We start from the raw sequence: 24,927 nt of genomic DNA, 5'->3' as shown, positions 1-24,927 counted from the left end.
CTATTATCATCCTTTCATACTAATTCAATAGTATTTTATATAAATATAATGTTATCTATATAAAAAATCAATCAACATGATCAAAAAAAGAGCGAACCTCATGGAAAAGGTTCGCTCTTAACTCAAGGCCCATAGCCGAAGCTATGTGTGGGACTTTCCGTTCACATCAGAAGTTGCCCAACATCAATACTTCCCGTATTTTGATAGTTAAATCGGATGTCCTCTATCTCAAAATATACGCATCTCGCGTTGTTTTATCGACTCGTCGTGAGTATTATATCTTATTTTTCTTATTTTTGTAAAATCTTTTTGTTCGGTAAAACATTTCCGTTATCATTGTCGACAACAGTATGCCCAAGGCAATCGCACACGTAACGATCGCAACGCGCAAAATTGCGGTTTCTGCTTCAAAGGTTTCACCATTAACCAAATTACGCACAGCCTGATAAGCAGGAACACCAGGAACTAGAGGAACTAAAGCGGGAATATTGAAGACTGTTACTGGGCACTTTTTGATACGAGCAAAAATCAAGCCCAAAATGCCAATCACAAAAGCCCCCATTAAGTTGGATAACATTCTTCCCATATTGGCGCGTGCCGCAAACCAATAAACCATCCAACCAACAACGCCACTAATTCCGGAAAGATTAAGTGCACGGTGCGGAACGTTGATAGTTAGGGCAAAACCCACAGATGCAATATATGAAAAGACAACATTAATAAGAATCTCTAACCAAACAGGCATCGTTATGCTCCTAAAAACTTAATAATAATTGCTACACCGCCGCCTAGGGCCAAGGCCGTTAAGGTAGCTTCAAACAAACGCACGATTCCCGATAACAAATCGCCCATGAACAAGTCACGTAAAGCATTAGTTAAAGCTAAGCCTGGAACCAAGGTCATTAAAGCTCCAACCAAAATATTGTCTGTTATCATCTGTGGAAATAAATGCGTTATGCCGATCGTAATAAGTGCCATCACCATTGCAGCAATTAATTCAGACAAAAACCGCACTTTAGTAAATCTTTTAAAAGCTACATAAGCTAAATAGCCAAGAGCACCAACAATCGCAGCCGCCGGGAAATCTACCCAGTCATAATTATCAATAAACAAAACCATCAAAGTTGCACTAAGTGCCGCAGCACCTACAACTTGAAGCCATAACGGAAAAGTTGGCGTCGCATTTGCCGTATCCAAAATCTTTTTTCGCAATTCCGTCATCGTAATTTCTTTGGCCGCAAATTCACGTGACAATTCATTAACGCGATCTACCAATTCCAAATTAATATTACGATCACGAATTTGTTTCATCTGCGATAAATCGCCACCATCCAAACTCATGAATACGCAAGTTGGCGTGGCAAACACGCGCGGATCCTTAATGCCAGCGTTACGCGCGATTCTAAGCATCGTATCTTCAACACGATACATCTCGCTTCCGCCTTCAATCATCAGACGTCCTGCCGTTAAACAAATGTCTAATATTTCTTGGTAAAATTTTGCACTTTCTTTATCGGACATAATTTTTACCTACAAAATTCTTTTCATGTGAGTAAACTAATTTAATTTTTCCAAGTCGATAGTCTTATCAACCCAATCACCGCGGAAGAAATCTCTTTCGTGAGAAACAATAATTACACCACCTGGGAAGTTAACAATTGCTTTTCTCAAAGCATCTTTAGTGTCATTATCCAAGTGGTTAGTTGGTTCATCAAGGAAAAGCAAGTTTGCTGGTTCAAACTGCATTTTAGCCAACTTAACCTTTTCTTGTTCCCCACCGGATAATTCTTTAAGTGGGCTCATTGCTTGCTGAGCAGTTAGACCCATTCTGGCTAAAGCCTGACGTAATTCTTTGGGCTTTTTACGTTCAAATTCTTCCTGCAAATATTGAAGCGGCGTCATATTATTATTTGGCCAAGTCAAATCCTGCTTAAAGTAAGCAAGTTTAGCCGTAACTGATAATTCATACGAACCATAAATTGGCTTAAGCTTACCAAGCAAGGTTTTAAGCAAAGTAGTTTTACCAATTCCGTTAAAACCAGTAATAGCTACCTTTTCATTTCCACCAACAGAAAAGTTAAAAGCTGATTTAACCAAAGCGTGGTCGTAACCAATAACCAAATCCTGTGTTTGAAGAAGCAAATTAGAAGCTGTAGCAACATATGGGAATTCAAACTTGGCCTTGCGGTTGTTCTTTGGTGGATTCAAAATATCCATTCTAGCCAATTGCTTTTCACGTGATTTTGCACTCTTAGCTCGAGTACCTGCCTTGTTCTTACGGATATAGGCTTCCGTCTTAGCAATTTTGCGTTGTTGGTTAGCATATGCTTTCAAGTAAGTTTCACGGTTAGCGGCCTTTTGACGCAAAGCCTGCTTCAAAGTTCCTGTATAACGCGTAATCGTGCCAAAATCGATATCAATAATGCAGTTGGTAATGCGACCTAAAAAGTCATAGTCGTGACTAACAACGATGAATGCACCTTCAAAATTGTTTAAATAATCCACAAGCCAATCAATGTGGGAAACATCCAAATAGTTGGTTGGTTCGTCAAGTACCAACACATCTGGACTTTGCAAAAGTAATTTTGCCAAAATAATCTTGGAACGCTGACCACCAGAAAGCTTGGAAACATCATGATCATAGCCAAGTTCAGCCAAACCCAAACCTGATGCGACACGTTCAATTTCAGTATCAATATCGTAGAAATTGTTTTCTTCTAAGTATGTTTGAATCTTGCCGGCTTTTTCCAATAAAGCATCATCGCCATTTTCAGCATATTTAACATAAAGATCATTTAATTCCTTTTCTTTTTGGAACAAATGATCATAAGCGGTCTTCAAAAAGCCTTTGATAGTAACACCTGGAGCTAATTTTGCGTACTGATCCAAGTAACCCACATCAATTTTGTTTTGCCATTTAACTTGGCCTTCATCAGGAATAATATCTCCTGTTAAAATCTTGATTAAAGTTGATTTACCAACCCCATTTTGGCCAGTAACTCCCATATGGTCTTCTTTATTGAGAACGAAGTTAGCGTCCTCATACAAAGTCTTATCAATAAAACTTTGACTTAAGTCTTTTACTGTAAGTAAACTCAAACTCTTCACATCCTTTTTACTTATTTAAATTCAACACGAAACTTATTATACCGTCTTGGATTAAAGTTTCATCTCTTCACGTTGCTTTTCATATTTTTGTAAAGAATCTAAAATTCTAGGCCAATAACGCTTAGGCAAAATCAACTGCAATTTATCATGATAGATCGGAAAATCACTCGCCTTTAAACCAGTAATTTTAGCCAAATCTTGATCAGTTAATTTATATTTATAAACAATTCGTTTAATTTCAACGCTGGCATGACCTCTAAAGTAAGAAAGTCCGAAAAAGAAAATTGCAAAAATTCCTGCGATAATAATTGCTACTTGTAAATTCATTCGGAAAGTTCGTATACATATAAAGAATACGGCAATGAATGAAATTAAAGCAGAAATAAAACCATAAATAACTGGAAACAGTGATTTCTTTGCCATAATTAGACCTCCAATTTTGTTTAAACCTTACCCTATATTAAAACAGAAAAAAGCAATGAATCCCAATTATTACGAGAGAATTCATCGCTTTTTGTATTGATTAATTAATTTTAGTGATACAAGTCAAAACGACCAACCGCTAAGGTTTCTTTTATACCACCAGTTTCCATTAAAGACTTATCAGCAATAACTTTCTTCAATGCCGAAGCTAAATAGCCACGATAATTGTGCCCCATTGCGTATGCGGCAGCATGAGTATCACCAATAGCAACAACTACGCCTAAATCATGATAAACATATTTAGTTGGTCGACTATTTCCATTAATACGTGCCGTCAAATCCTTTGCAGCATAGTTAGCCATTGAGAGAGCTAACTGAGCAGTATTAGGCCATGGCCATTTCTTACCAGGGACCATAACAGCAGAGACATCACCCAATGCATAAATTTCGTCATGATCCGGCACAGTCAAATTATCGTTAACCATGATCTTACCACGGCGATTATTAAATCCTGAAGCCTCAATTAGCGGACTACCACTAAAGCCCATCATCCAAATAGCAGTGTTAGTGGCAATCTTACGAGAATCAGCATTTTCGTCATCATCATTCATCTTATAGTAAACTGCATCACTTGCGACTTTTTGTACACGAGCTGGACGAATAATTTTAACATCAGCTTTATCAATTAAGCTTAAAGCGTACTTCATTTGCTTATCATCAAACATTGGAAGAAGACGAGGTGACCCATCGATCATAGAAATTTTGATTTCTTTTGGATCAATATTGCCGGCCATTTTAGCAAAACGAGGACGATTTTCGGCCAAGGCTGTAGCAAGCTCAATTGCCTGGAAGCCAGCACCACAAACAACAATTTGTAAAGCCTTAGGATCTTTAGTTTCACGATATTTCTTCATCTGAGCATAAACATGATCACGAATAGCCAAAGCCGTTTTAACGTTATACATTGGCAAACCATTTTCCTTAGCACCTTCAATACCGAAAGTTCCTAAGACAAAGCCAAGCCCCAAAACTAAATAATCGTATGAAATATCGTCATGATTTTTAAGTTGAACTTTTTTATTTTTATAATCAATTAGCGTAACTTCATCAATTACTAACTTAGTCATTGATGGATCAAGCACATCATCTAATTGATAAGAAATTTTTGTATATGAACGCGCACCCGTCGCAATCTCTGGCAAACGAGTTGTTTCATAGTGATAGGAATTACGATCTATTAAAATAATCTCAACTTGTCGTTTTAACTTCTTTTGCAAAGCAACAACAGTCTTTAAACCTGCATAACCACCGCCTAAAACAACAATTTTTTTCATGATAATTCTCCTATCTTTCTAATTATGTTTTTAAAATAAAATTCCCACAAAATATGTAACTAAATACGTTAAAGAGCCAACAAACAATGTTTTTACGCCTGTTATGAAAGTTTCTGATTTTACTTGCTTAGCAAGCAAAATCTTGTTCTGCTTATAAACGAACGGTACAATAATGACTGTTAACCAAACGGTTTTTGGCGCTAAGCCTAAAAATGGCAAAAGCAAAATAATCAAAAAAGCCGAAATATTTTTTACGCTAAATGCGATTAGCCCACCCTTTTTTCCAATAAAGTGGATAATGGTAGTCCGATGATTATCTTCGTCTTCTTGCGCATCACAGAGATTGTTGGCTAACATTAAGTTGGAAATCCATAATTCATCTGCCAAAGCAACTAAGAAAATGCGTCCTATTGTTGGCCAATTCCAGTTAAATATTTGATAAGTATTTATATACACGCTCAAAAGAACAATCATAAACCCCATCGTAAAACCAGAAAATAATTCACCAAGTGGCAAACTGGAAATAGGATGTGGGCCAAACGAATACAAATATCCGACAGCAAAACAAAAGATGCCCATCCATAAAACTGGCAATCCAGCTTTTATAACTAGCCAAATTCCAAGCAAAGCTGAAATTATACTAAAAGCAATAATTAAAGTAAGTACTAATTTAGGTGAAATATTTTCTCGCCCAATAATGTTGGTATTCTCTTGGTAAGTTTTGCTATCTGCGTGATAATAATCACAGTAGTTGTCAAACATATCAACTACCATATTAAAAAGAAACATCGCTATAAAAAATACAATAGCTAAGCTCCAATTTACTTGATGGTAGTAATATGTACTAAAACATATCCCTAGTAAGAAGGGAATTACACTTGCCGTTTTAGCTTTAATTTCGATTAATTCTAAAAATACATTTAACGACATTTACCCACATCCTTTCAACGAATAGGATTTTTAATTCATTCTTACTTTTTAATATCTATTATAAGGACTTATACTTATGAATATTGAAAAAACCTGGCAAAAATTCCCATTAATTAAGGAACCGCTTGAAAAAGTTAATCAATGCATTGAAGAGACTATTCAAACTCCATATTCCGACTTGCAAGCTGCCCTTTTAGAAATGGCAAACAATGGCGGAAAATATTTACGTCCAAGCCTGCTTATTCTTTCTGCCAAAATCGCCAGTCAAAAGAAAGAAGTTTCTCCACGAATTATTAAACTTGCAAGTTCAATTGAAATCTTGCATATGGCTAGCTTAATTCATGACGATATCATTGATGATTCTAACGAGCGTCGCGGTAAAATCAGTATTCAAGCTCGCTTTGGCAAAGATATTGCTGTCTATGCCGGCGACTTATTATTTACCAATTTCTTTGATCTTATCCTTGATACAGTTTCTAGCCATCAATATATGGTTAAAAATGCACATGCCATGCGAAAAATCCTTGATGGTGAATTAGGTCAAATGGCTGAACGCTTTAATATTAATCAAACATTTGATAATTATTTAGCAAACGTGCGGGGGAAAACTGCCGCCCTTTTTCGCTTAGCCGCTGAAGAAGGAGCATACTTTGCCGAAGGTGATGATAAAACCATAAAAATAATGGCTGATTTTGGAGAAAATCTCGGTATTGCCTTTCAGATGATCGATGATATTTTAGACTATACTGGCAGTAAAAAGTTAAACAAGCCCATTCTTGAAGATTTAGCAACTGGCGTTTATTCCTTGCCACTGTTGCTCGCCTTACAAGACGGTAATTTATCTACAGAACTTATACCTATTCTGAATAAAAAATATCAAATAACTATAGACGATATTCAAAAAATCCAAAAAATAATCTTAAATAGTTCAATTATCAATCTGAGCCGAAACATAGCTAAAACATATACCCATGATGCATTGGATAACCTAGCCCAACTGCCTGCAAGTCCTGAAAAGAACATGCTTGAAAAACTTACTAAACAGCTTTTAAACAGAAGCATGTAATAATTATTCTTTAAAACAAATATGGATAGCACCTGCACCCCAAGTTAATTTTGTAACGGATACCTTTTTAAAGCCTTTTTGTTCAAGCAAAGCTTTTACTTGTTTTGCGGACAAAAAGGCTTTGCTTGTTTTAGATAGATATTGATAATCAGATACTTTATTCTTAGTTAGTTTTGCAAAATATGGAAATATTTTAAAATATATTTTCCAGCCGAATTTAACAATTGGATTGGTCGGTTGCGACATTTCTAAAATTGCAAATTTTTCATTTTTCTTTAAAACTCGATAAGCTTCTGCTATCGTTTTTCCCGCATCCGGGACATTGCGCAATCCAAAACAAATAGTTACACAGTCAAAACTACTATCTTCAAAGGGAAGATTCATTGCATCCCCTTTTACCAAATTCATTTTATTTTCAAGATGATATTTCTTTATTTTCGGCTCAGCATAATCCATCATTTCTTGATTAAAATCTAATCCTATAACATATTTTGCCTTTTTAGCCAAAGCAATAGTGGATTCGCCTGTTCCACAACATAAATCCAAACATTTATCAGTGGGATTCAAATTCAGTTTTTGGATAAAATTCTTCCGCCACTTATTTTGGAGGCCCAAACTTATAAAATTATTCATTACATCATACTTGGAAGCGACTCTTGTAAAAAGGTCATGAACATCTTGCTCCGATGTTTTATTCGTTAATGTCATCTCATCAGTTCCTTGTTACAAACCTTGGTCCGCTTTTTTCAGTTCACGGAATCGTTCTTGAGTTTTCCACAATTGATCTGGACTTCCTTGCATGGCTAATTTACCATCCTCTAAGAAAATAATTTGGTCCATCTTCTCAATTCCTTGCAAATGATGAGTAATCCATATTAAGGTTTTGTTTTTAAGTTGTGTCAGAATTGTGTTAATAACAGCTTGCTCAGTAATTGGATCAAGTCCAACAGTTGGTTCATCAAGCAAAACTATTGGCGTATCTTTCAATAAGACTCTAGCCAAGGCCAACCGATGTCTTTCTCCTCCAGAAAAACGAAGGCCTGCTTCTTCGACCTTGGTATTTATTTTGTCCGGCAAACTTTCTACCATTTCAGCCAAACCTACTCTGTGCAAAACATCCCAAAGTTGTTCATCTGTAGCATCCTCATTACCTAAGCGCAAATTATTCGCAATCGTTGTATTAAACAAATATGGACTTTGGTTAATAACACTGAAATAATTAGTAATCTGATCACCAAACTTGCTTGTATTAATATTATTTAACGTAACAGTACCTTCAGTTGGAATACGATCACCTCTAAGAAGAGAAGCCATCGTGCTCTTTCCTGATCCGCTTCGACCTAAAATTGCTAATTTTTCTCCAGGCTTAATTGTTAAGTTAATACCATGTAAAATTTCTTTTCGCGTATGTGGATAAGTATAGTGAACATTTTTTAATTGCAACTCATATGGAGCTTCAATACTAATTTCTTTTGCTTTAGCAGTTACAGGTTTTGGCAAATTATTTAAGCGAACTAAAGATTTTTGATAAACATTAGTTTCTTCAGTCGCTGCCGGAAGTCCCGCAAAAGCTTCAATTAATGGGAAAGCAGCCAAAACAAAAGCCGCAATCCAGTTAGTTAATTGACTTGGATGACCACCAAATTTTCCATAACCCCAGATAACTAAACTCAAAATGATAAGCAAGAAGAGGATTTGGAGCAAGAAATCACGTAAGCGTTCAAATTTTTTCATCTTGTGATTAGTTTCAGTTAATTTTTTGGCATTATCCACATGTAAATCTAAATATTTTTTTCCACGACCAGAAAGAACCCAATCGCTAACGCCCATCACATCGTCAGTTAAGTCAGTATACAGTTGATCTTGCAAGTGTTTTTTATATGTTTGTCGAGCTCCATTAACAAGAACTGACCAAATTGGAATCGCAAAAATCATCAATCCAAACAAAATCAACATCCATAATCCCATTAATGGTGATAAAATTCCTAAGCCAACAACGATAATAGCGTAAAGTCCCCAAGCAACAAACATGGGAAACATTGAACGCAAATACAAGTTTTGAATATGACTAATATCATCAGACAAAAGCCCTAAAATATCACCAAGTTGATATTTGCTATTAAAAAATACAGCATCACGTTCAAGTGAATCATACAAACGTTGCCGTAACTTGGAAGTCATTTTTAAAACCCAATTATGGCTTACTAACCTTTGTAAATATTGAATGGCTGGTCGGCCAATCCCAAAAGCACGGGTTAAAACAATGGGCACATAAATAAGTAAAATATTTTCTGGCTTAGTAGCAGCCTTACTTATTAAGTAGCCCGCGCAGAACATTAATCCTGCCCCACATACAAAGGTTAAAATGCCCAAGATTATTGCTAAAATTAACGTCTTTTTATAATGCTTGAGAAAAGGACGAACCCAACGATCATGCCTCAATGATTTAATAATTGGAATTTTATTCAGCATCCTTTTCACCTCGCATTTCTTGCATTAATTCCATAAAGTAGCCATTTTTGTTTTTCAATTCTTCAAAATTGCCTTGTTCAACAAGCTTGCCATGGTTCATGACTAAAATATAATCCATTTGTTTAAGCCAATGAAGACGGTGTGTCGCAAACAATACCAACCGATTTTCCATCAATGGGATCATACGATTTTTTAAATCAATTTCTGTTTCAATATCAAGGTGAGCAGTTGGTTCATCAAAAATCATAACGTGACGTTGACGATCAAGAAATGCTCGTGCTAAAGCAATTCTCTGTGCCTGACCACCTGACAAAGCACGCTTGCCTTGGCCAATAATCGTATCAAGACCATTTGGCAAATCATTCAATAGATCATCCAATCCCATTACATGAATCGCATTTTTGATTTCTTCATCACTAGCATTTGGTGTATAAAAACTTATGTTGTCACGCAAACTAGCCGTAAAAATATAGGGATTCTGAGGGATGTAAATTAATTGCTTATGCCAATCTGGAATATTTAACGTTGAGACATTTTTATTTTGAACTCTTATTTTTCCATCAGTTGGTGTTAAAAAACCGCTGAGCAGATTAATCAAAGTACTCTTGCCTGATCCACTCATACCGATAATGCCAACTTTTTGATAACCCTTTAAGTTCACTTTTAAGGGACCAATTTCAGTTCCCTTTGGATATTTAAACTTTAGATTATTAAGTTCAAGTTCATCATTGCTACTCCAATTGTTTAATGCAAGATCTTCACTTTTTTCTTTAGGGGCTTTAATCAATTCATTAATCCGATGAAAAGCGTTTTTCCCATTTAAAGTAGCGTGAAAATCATTGGCGAAATTTCTAATTGGCAAGAAAAATTCCGGTGCTAAAATCAAAATTCCCAAAGCTGGAAATAGTTTTACATTGCCATTTAATAAGCCTAAGCCAAGATAAACGGCAACGATTGCAATAGAAAGCGTAGTAAAGAAGTCTAACGCAAAAGTTGATAACATTGCTACTTTTAGCACAGCCATCGTCTTTTTTCTAAAATTTTCACTTAAATTAAAAATACTATTTGAGTAACGCTTGCTTAAACCTAAGTATTTTAAAGTGTCAATTCCACGTAAAGAATCAATAAAGTTATTCGATAATTTTTGAAAATTACCAAATTGCTTGATAGCGCGATCTTGTGCGGCATGTCCCAAAATAATCATAAAAAGAACAATTAATGGATACATAACAAGCAAAATCACTGCACATTGCCAATTTAAATAAAGCATTGCGGCAAATACAAAAAGCGGCACGATCATCATAGTTAACACTTTACTGAAAACTAGCTTAATATATTGCCGAACTTCTTCGATACCGTCTAAAGCCATCGTAATTAAACTTCCTGTACCTTGACGCTGAACCAAAGCTTGTCCTTCGTCAAAGACTTTAGCCAAAAGTTTATTTCGTAAGTCCTCAGTTACGTTTGCTGCATATTTATCTAGTCCACGACCGACAATTAAATCAATTAATTGTCTTCCGCTAAAACAAAGTGCAAAAATCAGCATCATCAACCAATCAACGCTATGGCCTTGCCATAGTTTAGTTAAAACATCGCTAAGAGAATAAGCTTGCCCAATAATCAAAAAGGCTTGCAGAACTTCAAGCACTGCAAGTCTTTTTGCAATTGAACCAGCACCCGCAATTTGAAATAGATGTCGATCAATCATAATATTAATTTTCTCCTACTGCAGGCATTTCAATACGCTTACGGAAAATCCAGTAAGCCCAAATTGTGTAAGCTAAGATGCATGGTACCAAAATAACTGTAGCGATGGTCATCACAATCAATGTGTAATGTGATGATGATGCGGTCTTAATCATTAAGTCAAACTTGCTGCTGATTGATGAAATCATTACACGTGGGAATAAACCACAGAAAATCAAAGCAACAAGCGAAACTAAAGTTAAACCGCTAAATGCAAATGCCCAACCTTGGCGATTTCTAAATGTAAAAACATGGGCTGCTACAGAAAAGCCAACAATTAAAACTAAGCAAAGCAAAGTTAGAATTGGATGAACTCTTAAGAAGTCAGTTTGGAAAATTAAAAGAAGAGCAAAAATCACTTCACCAGCATAAAGTACCCAATAAAGACCTTGAGCATAATTTTGTGCACGTTCCGAAACAACTCCTGTCGGCTTTAAAGAAAGGTAGTTCAAACCATGCAAATATGTAAGCAAAGTTAATGCAATTCCACCAACAATTGAGAACCAATTAAAGTAATCAAAGAAATGAGCTGACATATTGCCCGCAGCATCAATAGGCATTCCTTTAATCATTGAAATAAACATGATTCCCAAGAAAAATGGTGCCATAAAGCTACCTAAAGCCAAAACGTTATCCCAAAGTGGTTTGCGATAATCGGGGCAATTGGCACGAAATTCGAATGAAACACCACGAATAATAAGACCAACTAAAATCAAAAGCAAAATTAAATAATAGCCTGAAAATAATGTTGCATACCAATTTGGAAATGAGGCAAACATTGCACCACCAGCGGTAATTAGCCAAACCTCGTTTCCATCCCATACAGGGCCAATTGAGTTAATAATCTGCGTTCTTTCTTTTTCATTATGACCTAATGTCTTAACGGCCATACCGACCCCAAAGTCAAAGCCATCAAGAAAGAAGAAGCCTGAGAATAAAACGGCTAATAAAATAAACCAAATGATTTGTAAATATTCCATTTTAAAAGGCCCCCTTTGCAAATGGATCTGTTGCAACATCATCAGTCATTTGATCCGGATCCTTGCGTAAAACGCGCACAATCATGCCAATTAAAATAATTGCTAAGATTGTAAACAAGCAGAAGTAAATAATATTTGATGTTAAAAGCGATGCAACTGAAACGTTTGGTGAAACACTTTGTTGAATAGTGAATAAACCATAAACAGTCCATGGTGCACGACCAAGTTCGGTAATAAGCCAACCTGAAGTGTTTGCAAGGAATGGAGAGAATGTTAAAATTCCCATTACCCAAAGCATCCAACGATGCTTATAAAGAGTTTCCTTACCATTGCGAGTCATAATTAAGCCAATTAATGATACTAGGAATAATAATGCAGCAAATCCGCACATTACTCTGAAAGTCCAGAACAAAGTATTAACTGGAACATAGTAATTCATTTTATGTCCAGCAATATGAGTGCCATACTTCTTTTCAAGTTCAGCGTTTACTTCTTCCATACCTTTTACAGAGCCTGTGGTTTTATGGTAAGAAAGAATACTCAACATATCTGGAATATCAATCCCCTTAACTTCATGAGTTTTAGGATTTGCAATAGCAACTACAGTCCAAGGAGCTCTTTCACCTGTTGTCTTGTAAACAGCTTCCGTTGCCGCAAATTTCATTGGTTGATCATGAAGAGTGTATTGCATTTGCGCATCACCGACTGCAATTTCTCCCAATGAAAAGATAAGCATTAAACTCATGCCCAAACGCATTGTTTTATGATAAATATCTTTATTAACATCAGACAACGAACGTTTTTTCAAAAGTTGAAAAGCCGCTAACCCTGTGATGATTGTTGCACCTGTAAGCAAGGCACCAACAATAACATGTCCATATTCATACCATAATTGTGGATTACGAAGAAGGGCTCCAAAATCAGCCATTTCAGCACGACCATGACGAATAGCATAGCCAACTGGATGCTGCATAAATGAGTTAGCAGTCAAAATCCAAAGAGCTGACGTCATAGTTCCAAAAACAACCATCCAAATAAAAAATAGATGTAGGCCTTTACCAACTCTATTCCATGTAAATGCCCATAAACCAATAAACGTAGATTCAATAAAAAATGATAAAAGGGCTTCAAAGGCTAATGGAGCACCAAAAATATCACCCATAAATCTAGAATAGTCAGACCAATTCATTCCAAATTGAAATTCTTGGATAATACCAGTAACTACTCCCACTGCAAAGCTCAACAGGAACACATTGCCCCAAAACTTTGCCATTTTTTTATAGTTAGGATTGCCAGTATGAACATACATTGATTCCATAATTGCAACAACAAAGACCGTACCAATTGAAAATGGTACAAAGAAGAAGTGAAAGACTGTTGTCATCGCAAATTGAAATCTTGCTAAACTAACAATATTCATATTACGCCTCCGCAGAACTAAATGTTCCTTATATAAATAACAGATATTATTTAATGCACCTTTAGTGTACAACTAGCGCTCTAACCTTGCAACAAGATAGGTTATGCGCTTTCAATACTGTTATATTATTTACTTCACTTTTCTCTTTTGATTATAGCATTCTCTACAAACCTGATTAATGAACCTAAATATTCAAAATAATTTATAATGAAAAATATTTTTTTGATACAGTTATTAAATTAACCCTTTGTAAATGAAAAAGATTATCGGAACTAATAAAGCTGGCAAAAAGTTTAAGGCTTTAACATCCTTGATTTTTAACAAAGCTAACCCTGTACATGCAATCAAAAATCCACCCACAATTGAAATTTCCGTGATAAGCGGACCACTAAAGAAACTGGCTGAAAGAAATTTAGCAACCACAAAGATCATCCCTTGCCAGCAAAACAAAATTGGCGCTACTAAAAGCATCCCCCAACCAAAACTTGCGCCAAAGACCATCGAAGTCACAAAATCCAAAGTTGCATTAGTAAAAAGCATGGTATTATCGCCTTTTACAGCTGACATAACCGGACCGACTATAGAAAGAGCGCCAATACAGCAAAGCAAAATTTCTGTTGCTAAACCTTTGCCTACTTCGGACTGTCCCATTTTATCAATTAGACGATTAAAATGACTATCAATATCAAGCCAGGTTCCAATAACAGCTCCCAATGCCAAACTTACAATAAACATCACTGGATATTTGCTTTTAGGCATATTATTAACAATATTTTCCATTCCGATTCCTAAAGCAGATAATCCCATCGCACTATAAAGTACGTTCTCGTATTTTTTCTTAATACCTTTTTTTAATAAGCAGCCAATGCTTGTACCTACTAATAAGGCAATTGTATTAACGATTGTTCCGATCATCATTTTCATAACTCCCTTACTTTTGTAATTCACATTCATTTTAACAAAATAAAAAAGATCAAACTTATTCGTTTGATCTTTTCAGAGTTTCTATGTTTCTATTTAAAAATATCGAGCCAATCATCACTTTTGCTTGAAGACGATTGTGATGATTGCGAGCCAGAAGAATTATCGCTACTTTCAGGAGTATCTGAATTACTATCAAAAACTTGATAATTAGTAAATGGATTAGGATCATCCCATTTCAAATGATTTCTTTCATTATTAAGATCATTTTGTCGAGTTTCCTCATTATCCAAAGTTTCAGTATCTAAACCTAAATTCTTGCGAATCTTGTTAGATACCTTTTGTAATTCCTCGTTTGAAGCAACTTGAATTGACGAGCCATTAATCCATGCATCATGCCTTGAATATAGCCACTATCCATCTTCTTCATACAGCCACGATAGTTTAATGCCAAAGCAATCATATCGTTAAATGACAAATTAGTCTTTACGTATTTATTAAAAATCTCGGCTAATTTACGATAATTTGAAATCGTATTTACTGACATTGCTTTATGAGCTACAGCCTCAATAACTTGACGTTGACGCATTTGCCGGCCGTAGTCACCACGTGGGTCTTCTTTTCTCATTCGTACGTATGCAACCGCGTGTCGACCGTTCAAATGCTGCTTGCCTTTATGGAAAGAGCACCAATCATATGAAAAATCAAACGGCACATTTACATCAACACCGCCGACAGCATTAACTAAACTCTTAAGAGCCTTCATATTAACTTCAAGATAGTAGTTAATTGGTACATTCAATAAGCTAGAGACGGTTTTCATCGATGCTTTGCTTCCGCCTACTTCATAGGCCGAGTTGACACGGAACATGAAATATTTATTGCCCGGATCACCCTTAACATCAACTAAAGTATCACGAGGAATAGACGTCATAGTCGCTTTATTTTTACTTGGATTAAGGGTAGCCAGAATTAACGTATCTGAATTTCCTTGCTCGTGTCGACCTTCAATACCTTGATCAACCCCTAATACTAATACTGAAATAGGTTGTCTTGCTAAAATTTTAGCGGAAGTAGCTGAATTATTATTTCCTCCCGCACTATTAATTGCATTATGAACAGCAAAATACATATGTGCTGCCCAAGCTAGTCCAAAGCTGACTGCTAAAATAGCAATTACACCAAATAATCTTGCAGCTGTGTTTCCGGGCTTAAAGTTGGTTTCAGAAGCCGCAAACACACGATTACGGTGCAAATTTAATGAAGATCGTCGTTTTCTGCGAAAATCTTCTCTATGGTTGGAGTTTGGATCCATGCTTTATATCTCGTTTCCCTTCGAAAAAATGTATCATGATATTTGTAACACTTTTTTGTTAGTCATGAAATGATGTTACAGAAATTTAAAAATAACTTATTTTTTTGTTTTTTTTGAATTTTCCCTCTATTATTAAAGCATATTAATTTGAAGGAGAAAATATATGGCGATTCCAAAAAGAAATGAAGTCCCAGAAGAATTAACCTGGGATTTAACCCGAATCTTTAAAAATGATCAAGATTGGGAAAATGCTTATGAAAATGTAAAAAATGATATTGATGATTTAGCTAGTTTAAAGGAAAAATTAGTTAAATCCGGTAAAGATTTATATGAAAGTTTAACTGAAATTTTGGCCGTTAAGCGCCGTCTTGAAAATGTATATGTTTATGCAACAATGTCTAGCGATGTAGATACTTCTGATTCACATTATTTGGGCTATGTTGCGCGTGTCCAAAGTTTGGCAAGTCAATTTGAAGCCACCACTGCTTTTCTTAATCCACAAATCTTGAGTATCCCTGAAGATAAGCTTACAAAATTCCAAGCAGAAGAACCTCGTTTAAGCGAATATAAGCACCTCATTGAACAAATTACTCGCAAACGTCCCCATACCCTTCCTGCAGAAGAAGAAAAATTAGTTGCCGATGCTGGGGATGCGATGAGTTCTTCAGAAAGCACATTTAATGTTTTAACTAATTCCGACATGGAATATGGATACGTTCAAGATGAAGATGGCCAAATGGAACAACTATCTGACGGTCTTTATTCAATTTTGATCCAATCACAAAATCGTCAAGTACGTAAGAATGCCTTTGACGTAATGTACGCTACATACGGCCAATTTAAAAATTCACTTGCATCAACTTTATCAGGTGTAGTCAAAGCTCATAATTACAACGCTCGCGTTCACAAATATGACTCTGCCGTGATGCATCCTTGGCTGATAACGGCGTTCCAAGCGTTGTATACGATACTTTAATTAAAGAAGTTAACAGTCACCTTGACTTACTCCACCGCTATGTTGCACTTCGTAAAAAGATTTTAGGCTTAAAGGATCTTCAAATGTGGGATATGTACGTACCACTAACTGGTAAGCCATCTCTTACTTACAATTTTGATCAAGCTAAAGAAGAAGCTAAAAAAGCTTTAGCTCCATTAGGCGAAGACTATTTGAAGCATGTTGATTATATTTTCAATAATCGCGTTATCGATGTAGTTGAGAGCAAAAATAAAGTAACAGGTGCATACTCAGGCGGAGCTTACGATACTGATCCATATGAACTTTTAAACTGGGAAAACAATGTTGATTCTCTTTATACTTTAGTTCATGAAACAGGTCACTCTGTTCATTCTTGGTATACTCGCAACAATCAACCATATGTCTACGGTGACTACCCTATTTTTGTTGCGGAAATTGCTTCAACAACTAATGAAAATATTTTAACTGAATATTTCTTAGATCATATTACCGATCCTAAGACTCGTGCTTTTGTTTTAAATTATTACCTTGATTCATTTAAGGGTACGCTTTTCCGTCAAACTCAGTTCGCAGAATTTGAACAATTTGTTCATGAAGCTGATGCTCAAGGTGAACCTTTAACTGCTGAAACTCTGGATAAATTCTACGGCGATTTGAATCAACGTTATTATGGAGATGCTGTTGAACCAGGTGGCGATATTGCTAAGGAATGGGCAAGAATCCCTCACTTCTATTACAATTTCTATGTTTACCAATATGCAACTGGATTTGCGGCAGCTACCGCTCTTGCTAATAAAGTTGTTCATGGTACACCCGAAGAAAGAGATGCTTATATTGGCTACTTAAAGTCAGGTTCAAGTGACTATCCAACTGAAATTATGAAACGCGCAGGCGTTGATATGACTAAACCAGATTACTTAGAAGATGCATTCAAGACCTTCGAAAAACGTCTTGATGAATTTGAAAGTTTGCTTAACGCTTAAAAAATTAGTTGACTTGAGCGCCCACAAACTATATAACATAAAAGGAAAGTAAAATTTCTCACATCACATCGAACTACTTCTGAATAGAAGTAGTTTTATTTTTTCTAAAAAAATCTTTTATTTTAACCTGTATCCATGATTTAATGAATGTATAAAACATAGGGAGAGAGATATCATGAGAAAGAAATTAATAACTATTTTTATTGCTCTTTTAACCATTCTTAGCATTAGTGCTATAACTTCTAAGCCCGCCAATGCTTCAAGCTATGGTAAAATCGGCCATGTTGTTTCTCCAGCAAATATGCGTGGAAAATGGCGTTACGTTGGCAGCAGCACGTTAGGTCAAAAAACTTACAAACATTATAAAGTAAGAATTGGCAAAAATCATGTTAACGGTACTGTTCTTTACCAAGCTGATCCAAGTGTAACTAGCAAATATGCTAAAAATTATAAAAAATATCATTTCATCATTGATCAAACAATGAATTGGGGAAATGCAACAATTTTTAACCGCAATGGCATTCAGTGGTTAAATGTTAAAGGCTGGACTGCAGGTGCTGGTAACGGTACTTACTATGGTTTAGTAAATCGCATTCATCATGGTCGCCCTACAACGGCATTAGCAATTGCAATTGGTTACAAACCAACAATTGTAGCCTATGCTTACAGAGTTTCTAGACCTATCCATCATTATCATGAAATTACTGAAACAGATTTACACAATCAATTTTAATTTCATCAAAAAACGAGATCTGACTGAAATCAGATCTCGTTTTTATTTTTTTACAATTTATGCTTAATTACATGACTGAAATAAGCTGCTAAATAAATTACTACTTCAATAACTGAAATAAAGAAGGTAACTGGCCAATTAGTAATAAATCCTAAATATAGACCTGCCCATACGCCAATTAAGGCAATAGCTACTGACCAAGCAATCATTGACGGAATAGTTTTACCAATGTAGCGCGCTGTTGATGAAGGCAATGTCAACAAAATAAATACCAAAAGCGAACCAACAATTTGTGAACCAATTGACACGGCCATGGCCAATGCTACTAAGAAAATCACACCAATAACGCCAGTCTTAATCCCATGCGCAACAGCACCAATATGATCAAAGGAATCAAAGTTTAATTGCCGTTGCACTGCAAAAATTAATAATAAAACAATAATTGATAAAATTACTAATTGAATTACGCCCTGGCGATCAACACCGATAATGCTTCCAAACAAAATATTAGTAGCATAACGGCTATTCGAATTAGATATCGCAAGGAATAGAACACCCAAACCTACAAACAAAGCAGATATAGCACTGATTGAGCTTTCCTTTTGATCACTATGCATTGAAAGCTCCCCAACACTGATTGAGCCCAGCAAAGTAAACAGTAGCATCCCCCATAACGGCGCAATGCCCATAAATACAGCAAAAGCTGCACCGGCAAAACCTATTTCTGATAAAGTATGAGCCAAAAAGCTAAAGTTACGAGCAACTACGTAAACGCCAACTACACCACAGGTAATTGCAATAAATGTACTAGCTAAGAAGGCATAACGCATAAATTCAAATTGAAACATTATTCGTAATCCCCCTCAAACTCACTCATTTTTCCTTGCTTAACCGTACCGTGATTTAAGTAAAGATACTCTTTCATATATTTTCTAGCCAACGGCACGTCATGCGTTACAAAAAGAACAGTCATGCCATGTTCTTTATTTAAGTGTTGAATCAATTTCATCAATTCATCTTTAGCAACCGGGTCTAAACTAGCTGTCGCTTCATCAAGAATAATCATATTAGGGTTATCAAGAAGAGCCTGTGCTAAATATGCACGTTGTTTTTGTCCACCAGAAGCTTCGCCCATGCGCGTATTTTGAATATCAAGCAAATGTGTTTCTTCTAATTCATGATGAATTTGATCTTTTACTTGTTTACTTTTAATTAATGGCGCGTTAAGGCTAATAAAAGCTTTAATTGATAATGGGTATTCCGCATCGATATTTCTAAATTGCGGTACATAGCCCAATTTTACCTTCTCATCAAATTTAAAGCTGCCACTGGTAGGCACAAGCAACTTCATTAAAATATTGATCAGAGTCGTTTTTCCCGTCCCATTTGGGCCAAGCAAAGCTGTCATCGATCCTTTTTCCAATTTAAAATTTAAATCTTGAAAGACCGCCTTATTGTCAAACTTCATTGTGAGATCTTTAACGTCTAAAATCAAACTCCCACCCCTTTTTTATTCTCATTATAACAGTTAGCTATTTTTTGCTAACATCAACCAACTTTTGGTAATTTTCTCTCATCCAAGTTAAGTAACTAGTATTATCAGGAATTGTTTCTCTAACATTTACAACAGGAATATTATGTTTTTTAGCCAATTTTACAAAAGTATCAACTGTTGAACTGCTTGATTGCGTATTGTTAACAAAGAACGCAATTTTTCTATGCTTAATTGCATTAGTCATTTTATTAATCATCTTAGGACTTGGATCCGTACCATTTTCAATAGCTTCTTCAAAGTCCTTATCACCAATGCGGTAACCCGCTTCATTTAAAGCATAATCAAAAACAGGTTCACTCACATAAACTGGCTTTTTGTCTTTACCATCGATATCCTTAGCCATCTTTTTAATTTTATTAATCTTAGCTAAGTATTTCTTACCATTATTCTTAAAGTAGCTAGCATGCTCTTTATCAAGCTTTGAGAGGCGTGCAACTAAATAATCAACATATTTGACTGGCATGTTTAAATTGTACCAAATATGAGGATTATCGCCCTTTTTAAGTCCCATTAATTTTTCCCCGACCAAAACTGGTTTTTTGTCTGAAGATTTAGCCAAATTATTCATCCAGGAATCGTATCCTAAACCATTAGCAACAACGATATTCGCTACGGCAACCTTTTTAGCATCTGTAGTTGTTGGTTCAAAGTCATGTGGATCAACCGTACTTTTTTTAATGATTGCTTCGGCCTTACCATATTTTCCGACAACTTGTTGAGCAATATCTGAATACACATTTGTAGTTGTCACAATTTTTATGCCAGAACTATTATTTTCAGTTTTTGAACAGCCAGAGAGCACGAGGAGCAAGCCTGATGCAATTCCAAATAGTGTTAATAATTTTTTTAATTTCATAAATATTCCTTTCAAAGATAAGTATCATTTTCAAATTAATTCAATTTAGAAAATTATTTCTTTTTTCTAAATTATATCAGAGTATTCTATCTCTTACTAATTGTCAATGCTTATTTATAATAAGTTAAAAAAGAGTACAAAAAAACGTCACCCGAAGGTGACGCAAAACATAACAGAGTATCTTGATCTAAGTAGAGATTATCAAGATAAGTATATAATAATGTGTTACGAGCCAAATGTAAAGCCATTTGAATAATAACGTATATTATTAATAATTATATGTTTTAATTATTCTTCTTAGTACTCTATTTTTATTTTTTATTTACTTGCTTCTTCCAAAGGCCTAAGATTACACCTGCGATGATTGAACCAACAATAGTTGCTACGAAGTAAAGCAAAATGTGGTTAGCAAGAGGTGATACCCAAAGACCACCGTGAGGAGCTGGAACTTGAATGTGCCATAAACCAACAAGTAAACCACCAACAGCTGAACCAATCACACATGAAGGAATAACGTGACCTGGGTCAGATGCAGCAAATGGAATTGCACCTTCAGTAATGAATGAGAATCCAAGGATCCAGTTTGAAATACCAGCACGACGTTCTTCTTCAGTAAACTTGTTCTTGAAGAATGCAGTACCAATAGCAGTTGCAAATGGTGGAACCATACCACCAACCATAACAGCAGCCATCATAACAGCGGCAGTTGCTGAATGAGGATCGTTAGCAAAGGCACCTGAAGCAAATACGTATGCAGCCTTGTTGAAAGGACCACCCATGTCGATAGCCATCATTCCGGCAAGGATCATAGTTAATACAACTAAGTTACCAGTACCCATGCTGTTCAAGAAGTGGGTAATTGCAAAGTTAATTGTACTGAAGATTGGGTTGATGATGTAGAACATAATCAAAGCAATGAGCAATAGTCCCAAGATTGGGTAAAGAAGCATCGGCTTCATACCTTCAACTGACTTAGGTAATTTTGCAAAGACTTTCTTCAAGCCAACCATTAAGTAACCTGCGATAAAACCAGCAGCAATACCACCTAAGAAGCCAGCAGGAGAAGTAGCATGAGATTGAACGTTAACTTGCAAACCATTAGTTCCGTTAACGATTGCGGCCATGTAACCACCAACTAAACCTGGCATAAGAGCTGGCAAATCACCAATAGATTCAGCAATATAAGCTGACAAAATTGGAACCATGAAGGCAAATGCCAAATTACCTGCTGAGTTCAAGAAGATAAATGCAGGGTTCTTTGCTCCTCCAGCCATGTAGTTTTCTACGATGAAGGAAATGGCCATCAAGATACCACCACCGATAACGAATGGAAGCATGTGACTAACACCGCTCATCAAGTTACGGTAAATGCTGCTCCATACGCCACCGCCAGAATTATTAGAAGATTCTTCTTCCTTATCAGCAGCAGATGCGTGGTAAACATCAGCATTATCATTCATGATGATATCAATCAATTCATCTGGCTTGTTAATACCATCAACAACTGGGTGGTTAGTTAATTCCTTGCCATCGAAACGTGGCATATCAACCTTTTTATCAGATGCAATAATAACACCCTTAGCACGCTTGATTTCATCTGGAGTTAATTCATGCTTAACACCTTCTGAACCGTTAGTTTCAATTCTAACTTCAATGCCGCGCTTCTTACCAGCATCAATCAAAGCTTGTTCAGCCATGTAAGTGTGGGCAATACCGTTAATACATGCAGTAACACCAACGATTAATGGCTTTTCTTCTTCTGAAGAACTTGCTGCAGCTTTCTTAGCTTCGGCAGCCTTTCTCTTTTCTTCATCAGCCTTGTCTTGTGCATCCTTAGCAGCTTCAGCATCTTCGAAGAGCTTAATAATTTCATCTGGAGTTTGAGCATTCTTCAACTTTTCAACTAAATCTGGGTTAACAAGTAAACCTGAAAGCTTAGCCAAAGCTTGAAGGTGAGTATTATCAGCACCAGCTGGAGCTGTAATCATAAAGAATAAGTGAACGGGTTGACCATCTAATGAATTGTAGTCAATCCCTTCCTTACTCTTAGCAAAAAGCACACGAGCTTTATTAATGTATTCATTACGTGCGTGAGGCATAGCGATTCCGCCGCCAATACCTGTTGTTGATTCGTTTTCACGAGCCCAAATAGACTTGATAAATTCGTCTTCGTTATTAACGATATCAGTCTTGACTTCAAGGTCAGCCATTTCTTTAATGGCATCTTCTTTATTAGTAGCCTTGAGGTCCATAATCATAGACTCAGTGCTTAAGATATCCTTAATTCTCATTAATTAGCATTCCTTTCTATTAGGAAATTTGTTCAACCTTAATTTGTGGAAGAACTGCATCGATCTGACTCTTAACAGCAATATCCTTAGTAAAGGCAGTAGCACCACCACAAGCCATACCCATTCTGAAGCTTTCAGCTGCATCATGAGTCTTAAAGTAAGTACCAACAAATCCGGCAATCATTGAGTCTCCGGCACCTACTGAGTTAACGGCTGTACCAACCGCACCCTTAGCATGGTAAACATGATCTTGAGTTAAGAGGTAACCACCATCACCAGCCATTGAAACCATAACGTTTTGAGCACCCTTGTTCAAAAGCTTTTGTGCGTATTCAAGCATTACGTCACTTGAATCAAAAGTAGTATTAAATAAATCAGCTAATTCGTGATGGTTAGGTTTAATAACCAATGGCTTGTATTCCAAAGTATCAAGAAGAGCTTGACCAGTTGTATCAACAACAAATTCTGCGCCAGCTTCCTTAATAGTTGGAAGAAGTTGTTGATAGAAATCTGCTCCCAAACTTGGAGTAAGAGAACCACTCATTACAACAATGTCACCCTTTTTAAGATCATCTAAACGTGACTTAAAAGCAGTGATTTCTTGATCAGTAATTTGTGGACCAGCTGCGTTAATTTCAGTTTCCTTTTGAGCATGAATTTTAACGTTCACACGAGTTACATCTGAAATAGTAACAAAGTCACTAGCAATACGCTTTTGGTTTAATTGACGAATCAATTCCTTACCAGTAAAGCCACCAACAAAGCCCCATGCAGTGTTGTCGACATCTAATTGATTAAGGATTTGAGAAACGTTAATTCCTTTACCCCCAGCTAAAAATGAATAATTATTGGTTCTGTTAACTTCGCCTGCATTAACTTTTTCAAGTTGCATAACGTAATCCAAAGCTGGATTAACAGTAACTGTATAAATCATTTATTGACCTCCTCTAGATTTATTGTGGCAGGTAATGCCTTTTTTTGACTTGATGTAAGTTTATCGATAATTACGCAAACATCTTTTGTATTAGCGAAAATTGCAAAATTACGTTCACCTATTTTCGAACTATCAGTTAAAACATAGGCGTGATTGGTTTGAGCAATTTCCGCACTTTTTACAGCTGCTTCTTCAGGATCCGGAGTTGTTAAATTTCCATTTTCTTCAATCCCATTGGCTCCAATAAAGCTAGCTGAAAAATTCATCGCTTTGATCTGTGATAATGCAGTTTGTCCAACAACGGCATGTGTATCATCTTTAACTTTGCCACCAATCAAGATCGTTTCAATACCATGATTTAAGCTACAAAGCGCAGTTTCAACACCGTTAGTAACAATTTTTACATCCGGGACATTAGCTAAAAACGAAACCATTTCATAAGTTGTCGTTCCAGCATCAATAAAAATATTATCGCCTGGATGAACCAAATTTTTAACTGCATATTCGGCAATCTTAGTCTTCACATCGTGGTTAAGACTAAAGCGAACATTTTGCGAAACATCGCGAGAGAAATTCTTTACTGATTGAGCACCACCGTGAACTCGCTTAAGAATTCCGGCTTTTTCCATTTGAATCAAATCACGTCGAATTGTTGATTCTGAGCTATCGGTTAAATCACATAACTCAGCGACGCGACATAATTCGTGCTGATTGACGTAGTTTTCAATTAAGCTTTGGCGTTCTTCCGTCAGCATTCTTTTTCACCTCAATAACCATTGTATTCGCTTTCGCATTCAAAATCAATCACTTTTAGTCAAAAATATTCACATTTATTCATTAAAATTCAAAAACTATCATTTTTGCTCAAAAAAAGACACTTACCA

Annotated in this window: 20 protein-coding genes and 2 pseudogenes; 3 read left to right on the top strand and 19 right to left on the bottom strand. The window is 36.0% G+C overall.

The window, feature by feature from the left end; translation table 11 throughout:
• Positions 1 to 274 precede the first annotated feature (274 nt).
• The 6 genes from JCM6256_RS07330 to JCM6256_RS07305 form a co-directional block, all read right to left on the bottom strand.
• The gene (locus JCM6256_RS07330) at positions 275 to 745 is read right to left on the bottom strand and encodes a threonine/serine exporter family protein (RefSeq protein WP_025081086.1); all 471 of its coding nucleotides are present in this window, start codon (positions 743 to 745) and stop codon (positions 275 to 277) included.
• Positions 746 to 747: 2 nt separating this feature from the next.
• Positions 748 to 1,521 carry a threonine/serine exporter family protein gene (locus JCM6256_RS07325; RefSeq protein WP_025081085.1) on the bottom strand — a complete coding sequence of 258 codons (774 nt, stop codon included), beginning with the start codon at positions 1,519 to 1,521 and terminating at the stop codon, positions 748 to 750.
• A 36-nt stretch (positions 1,522 to 1,557) separates the two neighbouring features.
• Positions 1,558 to 3,099, bottom strand: a complete 1,542-nt coding sequence (locus JCM6256_RS07320) for an ABC-F family ATP-binding cassette domain-containing protein (RefSeq protein WP_025081084.1) — start codon at positions 3,097 to 3,099, stop codon at positions 1,558 to 1,560.
• Between the two features lie 60 nt (positions 3,100 to 3,159).
• Positions 3,160 to 3,531, bottom strand: coding sequence for a hypothetical protein (locus JCM6256_RS07315; RefSeq protein ID WP_025081083.1), 372 nt, complete (start codon positions 3,529 to 3,531; stop codon positions 3,160 to 3,162).
• A gap of 110 nt (positions 3,532 to 3,641) precedes the next feature.
• Positions 3,642 to 4,865 (bottom strand): NAD(P)/FAD-dependent oxidoreductase, encoded by a 1,224-nt coding sequence (locus JCM6256_RS07310; RefSeq protein ID WP_025081082.1) that lies wholly within the window; start codon positions 4,863 to 4,865, stop codon positions 3,642 to 3,644.
• A gap of 30 nt (positions 4,866 to 4,895) precedes the next feature.
• Entirely contained in the window at positions 4,896 to 5,795 is a 900-nt protein-coding gene (locus JCM6256_RS07305; RefSeq protein ID WP_025081081.1) for a prenyltransferase, read from the bottom strand.
• A 76-nt stretch (positions 5,796 to 5,871) separates the two neighbouring features.
• Here JCM6256_RS07305 and JCM6256_RS07300 point away from each other — a divergent pair, with 76 nt between their 5' ends.
• Positions 5,872 to 6,861, top strand: a complete 990-nt coding sequence (locus JCM6256_RS07300) for a polyprenyl synthetase family protein (protein ID WP_025081080.1) — start codon at positions 5,872 to 5,874, stop codon at positions 6,859 to 6,861.
• A gap of 3 nt (positions 6,862 to 6,864) precedes the next feature.
• On the opposite strand, the gene ubiE is transcribed toward JCM6256_RS07300, so the two are convergent.
• From ubiE to JCM6256_RS10065, 7 genes and pseudogenes are all read right to left on the bottom strand, one after another.
• Positions 6,865 to 7,569 carry a bifunctional demethylmenaquinone methyltransferase/2-methoxy-6-polyprenyl-1,4-benzoquinol methylase UbiE gene (gene ubiE / locus JCM6256_RS07295; protein WP_025081079.1) on the bottom strand — a complete coding sequence of 235 codons (705 nt, stop codon included), beginning with the start codon at positions 7,567 to 7,569 and terminating at the stop codon, positions 6,865 to 6,867.
• Between the two features lie 15 nt (positions 7,570 to 7,584).
• Positions 7,585 to 9,333, bottom strand: a complete 1,749-nt coding sequence (gene cydC, locus JCM6256_RS07290; RefSeq protein ID WP_025081078.1) for a thiol reductant ABC exporter subunit CydC — start codon at positions 9,331 to 9,333, stop codon at positions 7,585 to 7,587.
• Positions 9,323 to 11,041 carry a thiol reductant ABC exporter subunit CydD gene (gene cydD, locus JCM6256_RS07285; RefSeq protein ID WP_025081077.1) on the bottom strand — a complete coding sequence of 573 codons (1,719 nt, stop codon included), beginning with the start codon at positions 11,039 to 11,041 and terminating at the stop codon, positions 9,323 to 9,325. Before cydD ends, cydC begins: the two co-directional genes overlap by 11 nt.
• A gap of 4 nt (positions 11,042 to 11,045) precedes the next feature.
• On the bottom strand, positions 11,046 to 12,059 hold the full coding sequence (gene cydB / locus JCM6256_RS07280) for a cytochrome d ubiquinol oxidase subunit II (protein WP_025081076.1): 1,014 nt from the start codon (positions 12,057 to 12,059) through the stop codon (positions 11,046 to 11,048).
• A 1-nt stretch (position 12,060) separates the two neighbouring features.
• Positions 12,061 to 13,479 (bottom strand): cytochrome ubiquinol oxidase subunit I, encoded by a 1,419-nt coding sequence (locus tag JCM6256_RS07275; RefSeq protein WP_025081075.1) that lies wholly within the window; start codon positions 13,477 to 13,479, stop codon positions 12,061 to 12,063.
• A gap of 234 nt (positions 13,480 to 13,713) precedes the next feature.
• A complete protein-coding gene (locus JCM6256_RS07270; RefSeq protein WP_025081074.1) occupies positions 13,714 to 14,394 on the bottom strand; it encodes a DUF554 domain-containing protein in 681 nt (226 codons plus the stop codon).
• A 98-nt stretch (positions 14,395 to 14,492) separates the two neighbouring features.
• A pseudogene (locus tag JCM6256_RS10065) lies at positions 14,493 to 15,715 on the bottom strand (LCP family protein).
• A 163-nt stretch (positions 15,716 to 15,878) separates the two neighbouring features.
• Here JCM6256_RS10065 and pepF point away from each other — a divergent pair.
• Together pepF and JCM6256_RS07255 are read left to right on the top strand one after the other, a co-directional pair.
• Positions 15,879 to 17,674: pseudogene (gene pepF / locus JCM6256_RS10060) on the top strand (oligoendopeptidase F).
• Positions 17,675 to 17,849: 175 nt separating this feature from the next.
• Positions 17,850 to 18,407, top strand: coding sequence for a hypothetical protein (locus tag JCM6256_RS07255; protein ID WP_025081073.1), 558 nt, complete (start codon positions 17,850 to 17,852; stop codon positions 18,405 to 18,407).
• A 50-nt stretch (positions 18,408 to 18,457) separates the two neighbouring features.
• On the opposite strand, the gene JCM6256_RS07250 is transcribed toward JCM6256_RS07255, so the two are convergent.
• The 6 genes from JCM6256_RS07250 to JCM6256_RS07225 form a co-directional block, all read right to left on the bottom strand.
• Entirely contained in the window at positions 18,458 to 19,255 is a 798-nt protein-coding gene (locus tag JCM6256_RS07250; RefSeq protein ID WP_025081072.1) for a metal ABC transporter permease, read from the bottom strand.
• Positions 19,255 to 19,902, bottom strand: a complete 648-nt coding sequence (locus JCM6256_RS07245; protein ID WP_025081071.1) for a metal ABC transporter ATP-binding protein — start codon at positions 19,900 to 19,902, stop codon at positions 19,255 to 19,257. Before JCM6256_RS07245 ends, JCM6256_RS07250 begins: the two co-directional genes overlap by 1 nt.
• Positions 19,903 to 19,939: 37 nt before the next feature.
• Positions 19,940 to 20,818: a metal ABC transporter solute-binding protein, Zn/Mn family gene (locus JCM6256_RS07240; RefSeq protein ID WP_035438458.1), complete on the bottom strand. Its 879-nt coding sequence runs from the start codon at positions 20,816 to 20,818 to the stop codon at positions 19,940 to 19,942.
• A gap of 311 nt (positions 20,819 to 21,129) precedes the next feature.
• A complete protein-coding gene (locus JCM6256_RS07235; RefSeq protein ID WP_025081069.1) occupies positions 21,130 to 23,109 on the bottom strand; it encodes a PTS fructose transporter subunit IIABC in 1,980 nt (659 codons plus the stop codon).
• 19 nt (positions 23,110 to 23,128) lie between these two features.
• Positions 23,129 to 24,043 carry a 1-phosphofructokinase gene (pfkB, locus tag JCM6256_RS07230; protein WP_025081068.1) on the bottom strand — a complete coding sequence of 305 codons (915 nt, stop codon included), beginning with the start codon at positions 24,041 to 24,043 and terminating at the stop codon, positions 23,129 to 23,131.
• Entirely contained in the window at positions 24,040 to 24,798 is a 759-nt protein-coding gene (locus JCM6256_RS07225; protein WP_025081067.1) for a DeoR/GlpR family DNA-binding transcription regulator, read from the bottom strand. The genes pfkB and JCM6256_RS07225 overlap by 4 nt, the downstream gene beginning before the upstream one ends.
• Between the last annotated feature and the right edge of the window lie 129 nt (positions 24,799 to 24,927).

It is taken from the genome of Lactobacillus hamsteri DSM 5661 = JCM 6256, from assembly GCF_000615445.1.
Classification (GTDB): Bacteria; Bacillota; Bacilli; order Lactobacillales; family Lactobacillaceae; genus Lactobacillus; species Lactobacillus hamsteri.
The sequence above is the reverse complement of the archived record's forward strand: the minus strand, read 5'-3'. Positions and strand labels throughout refer to the sequence as shown.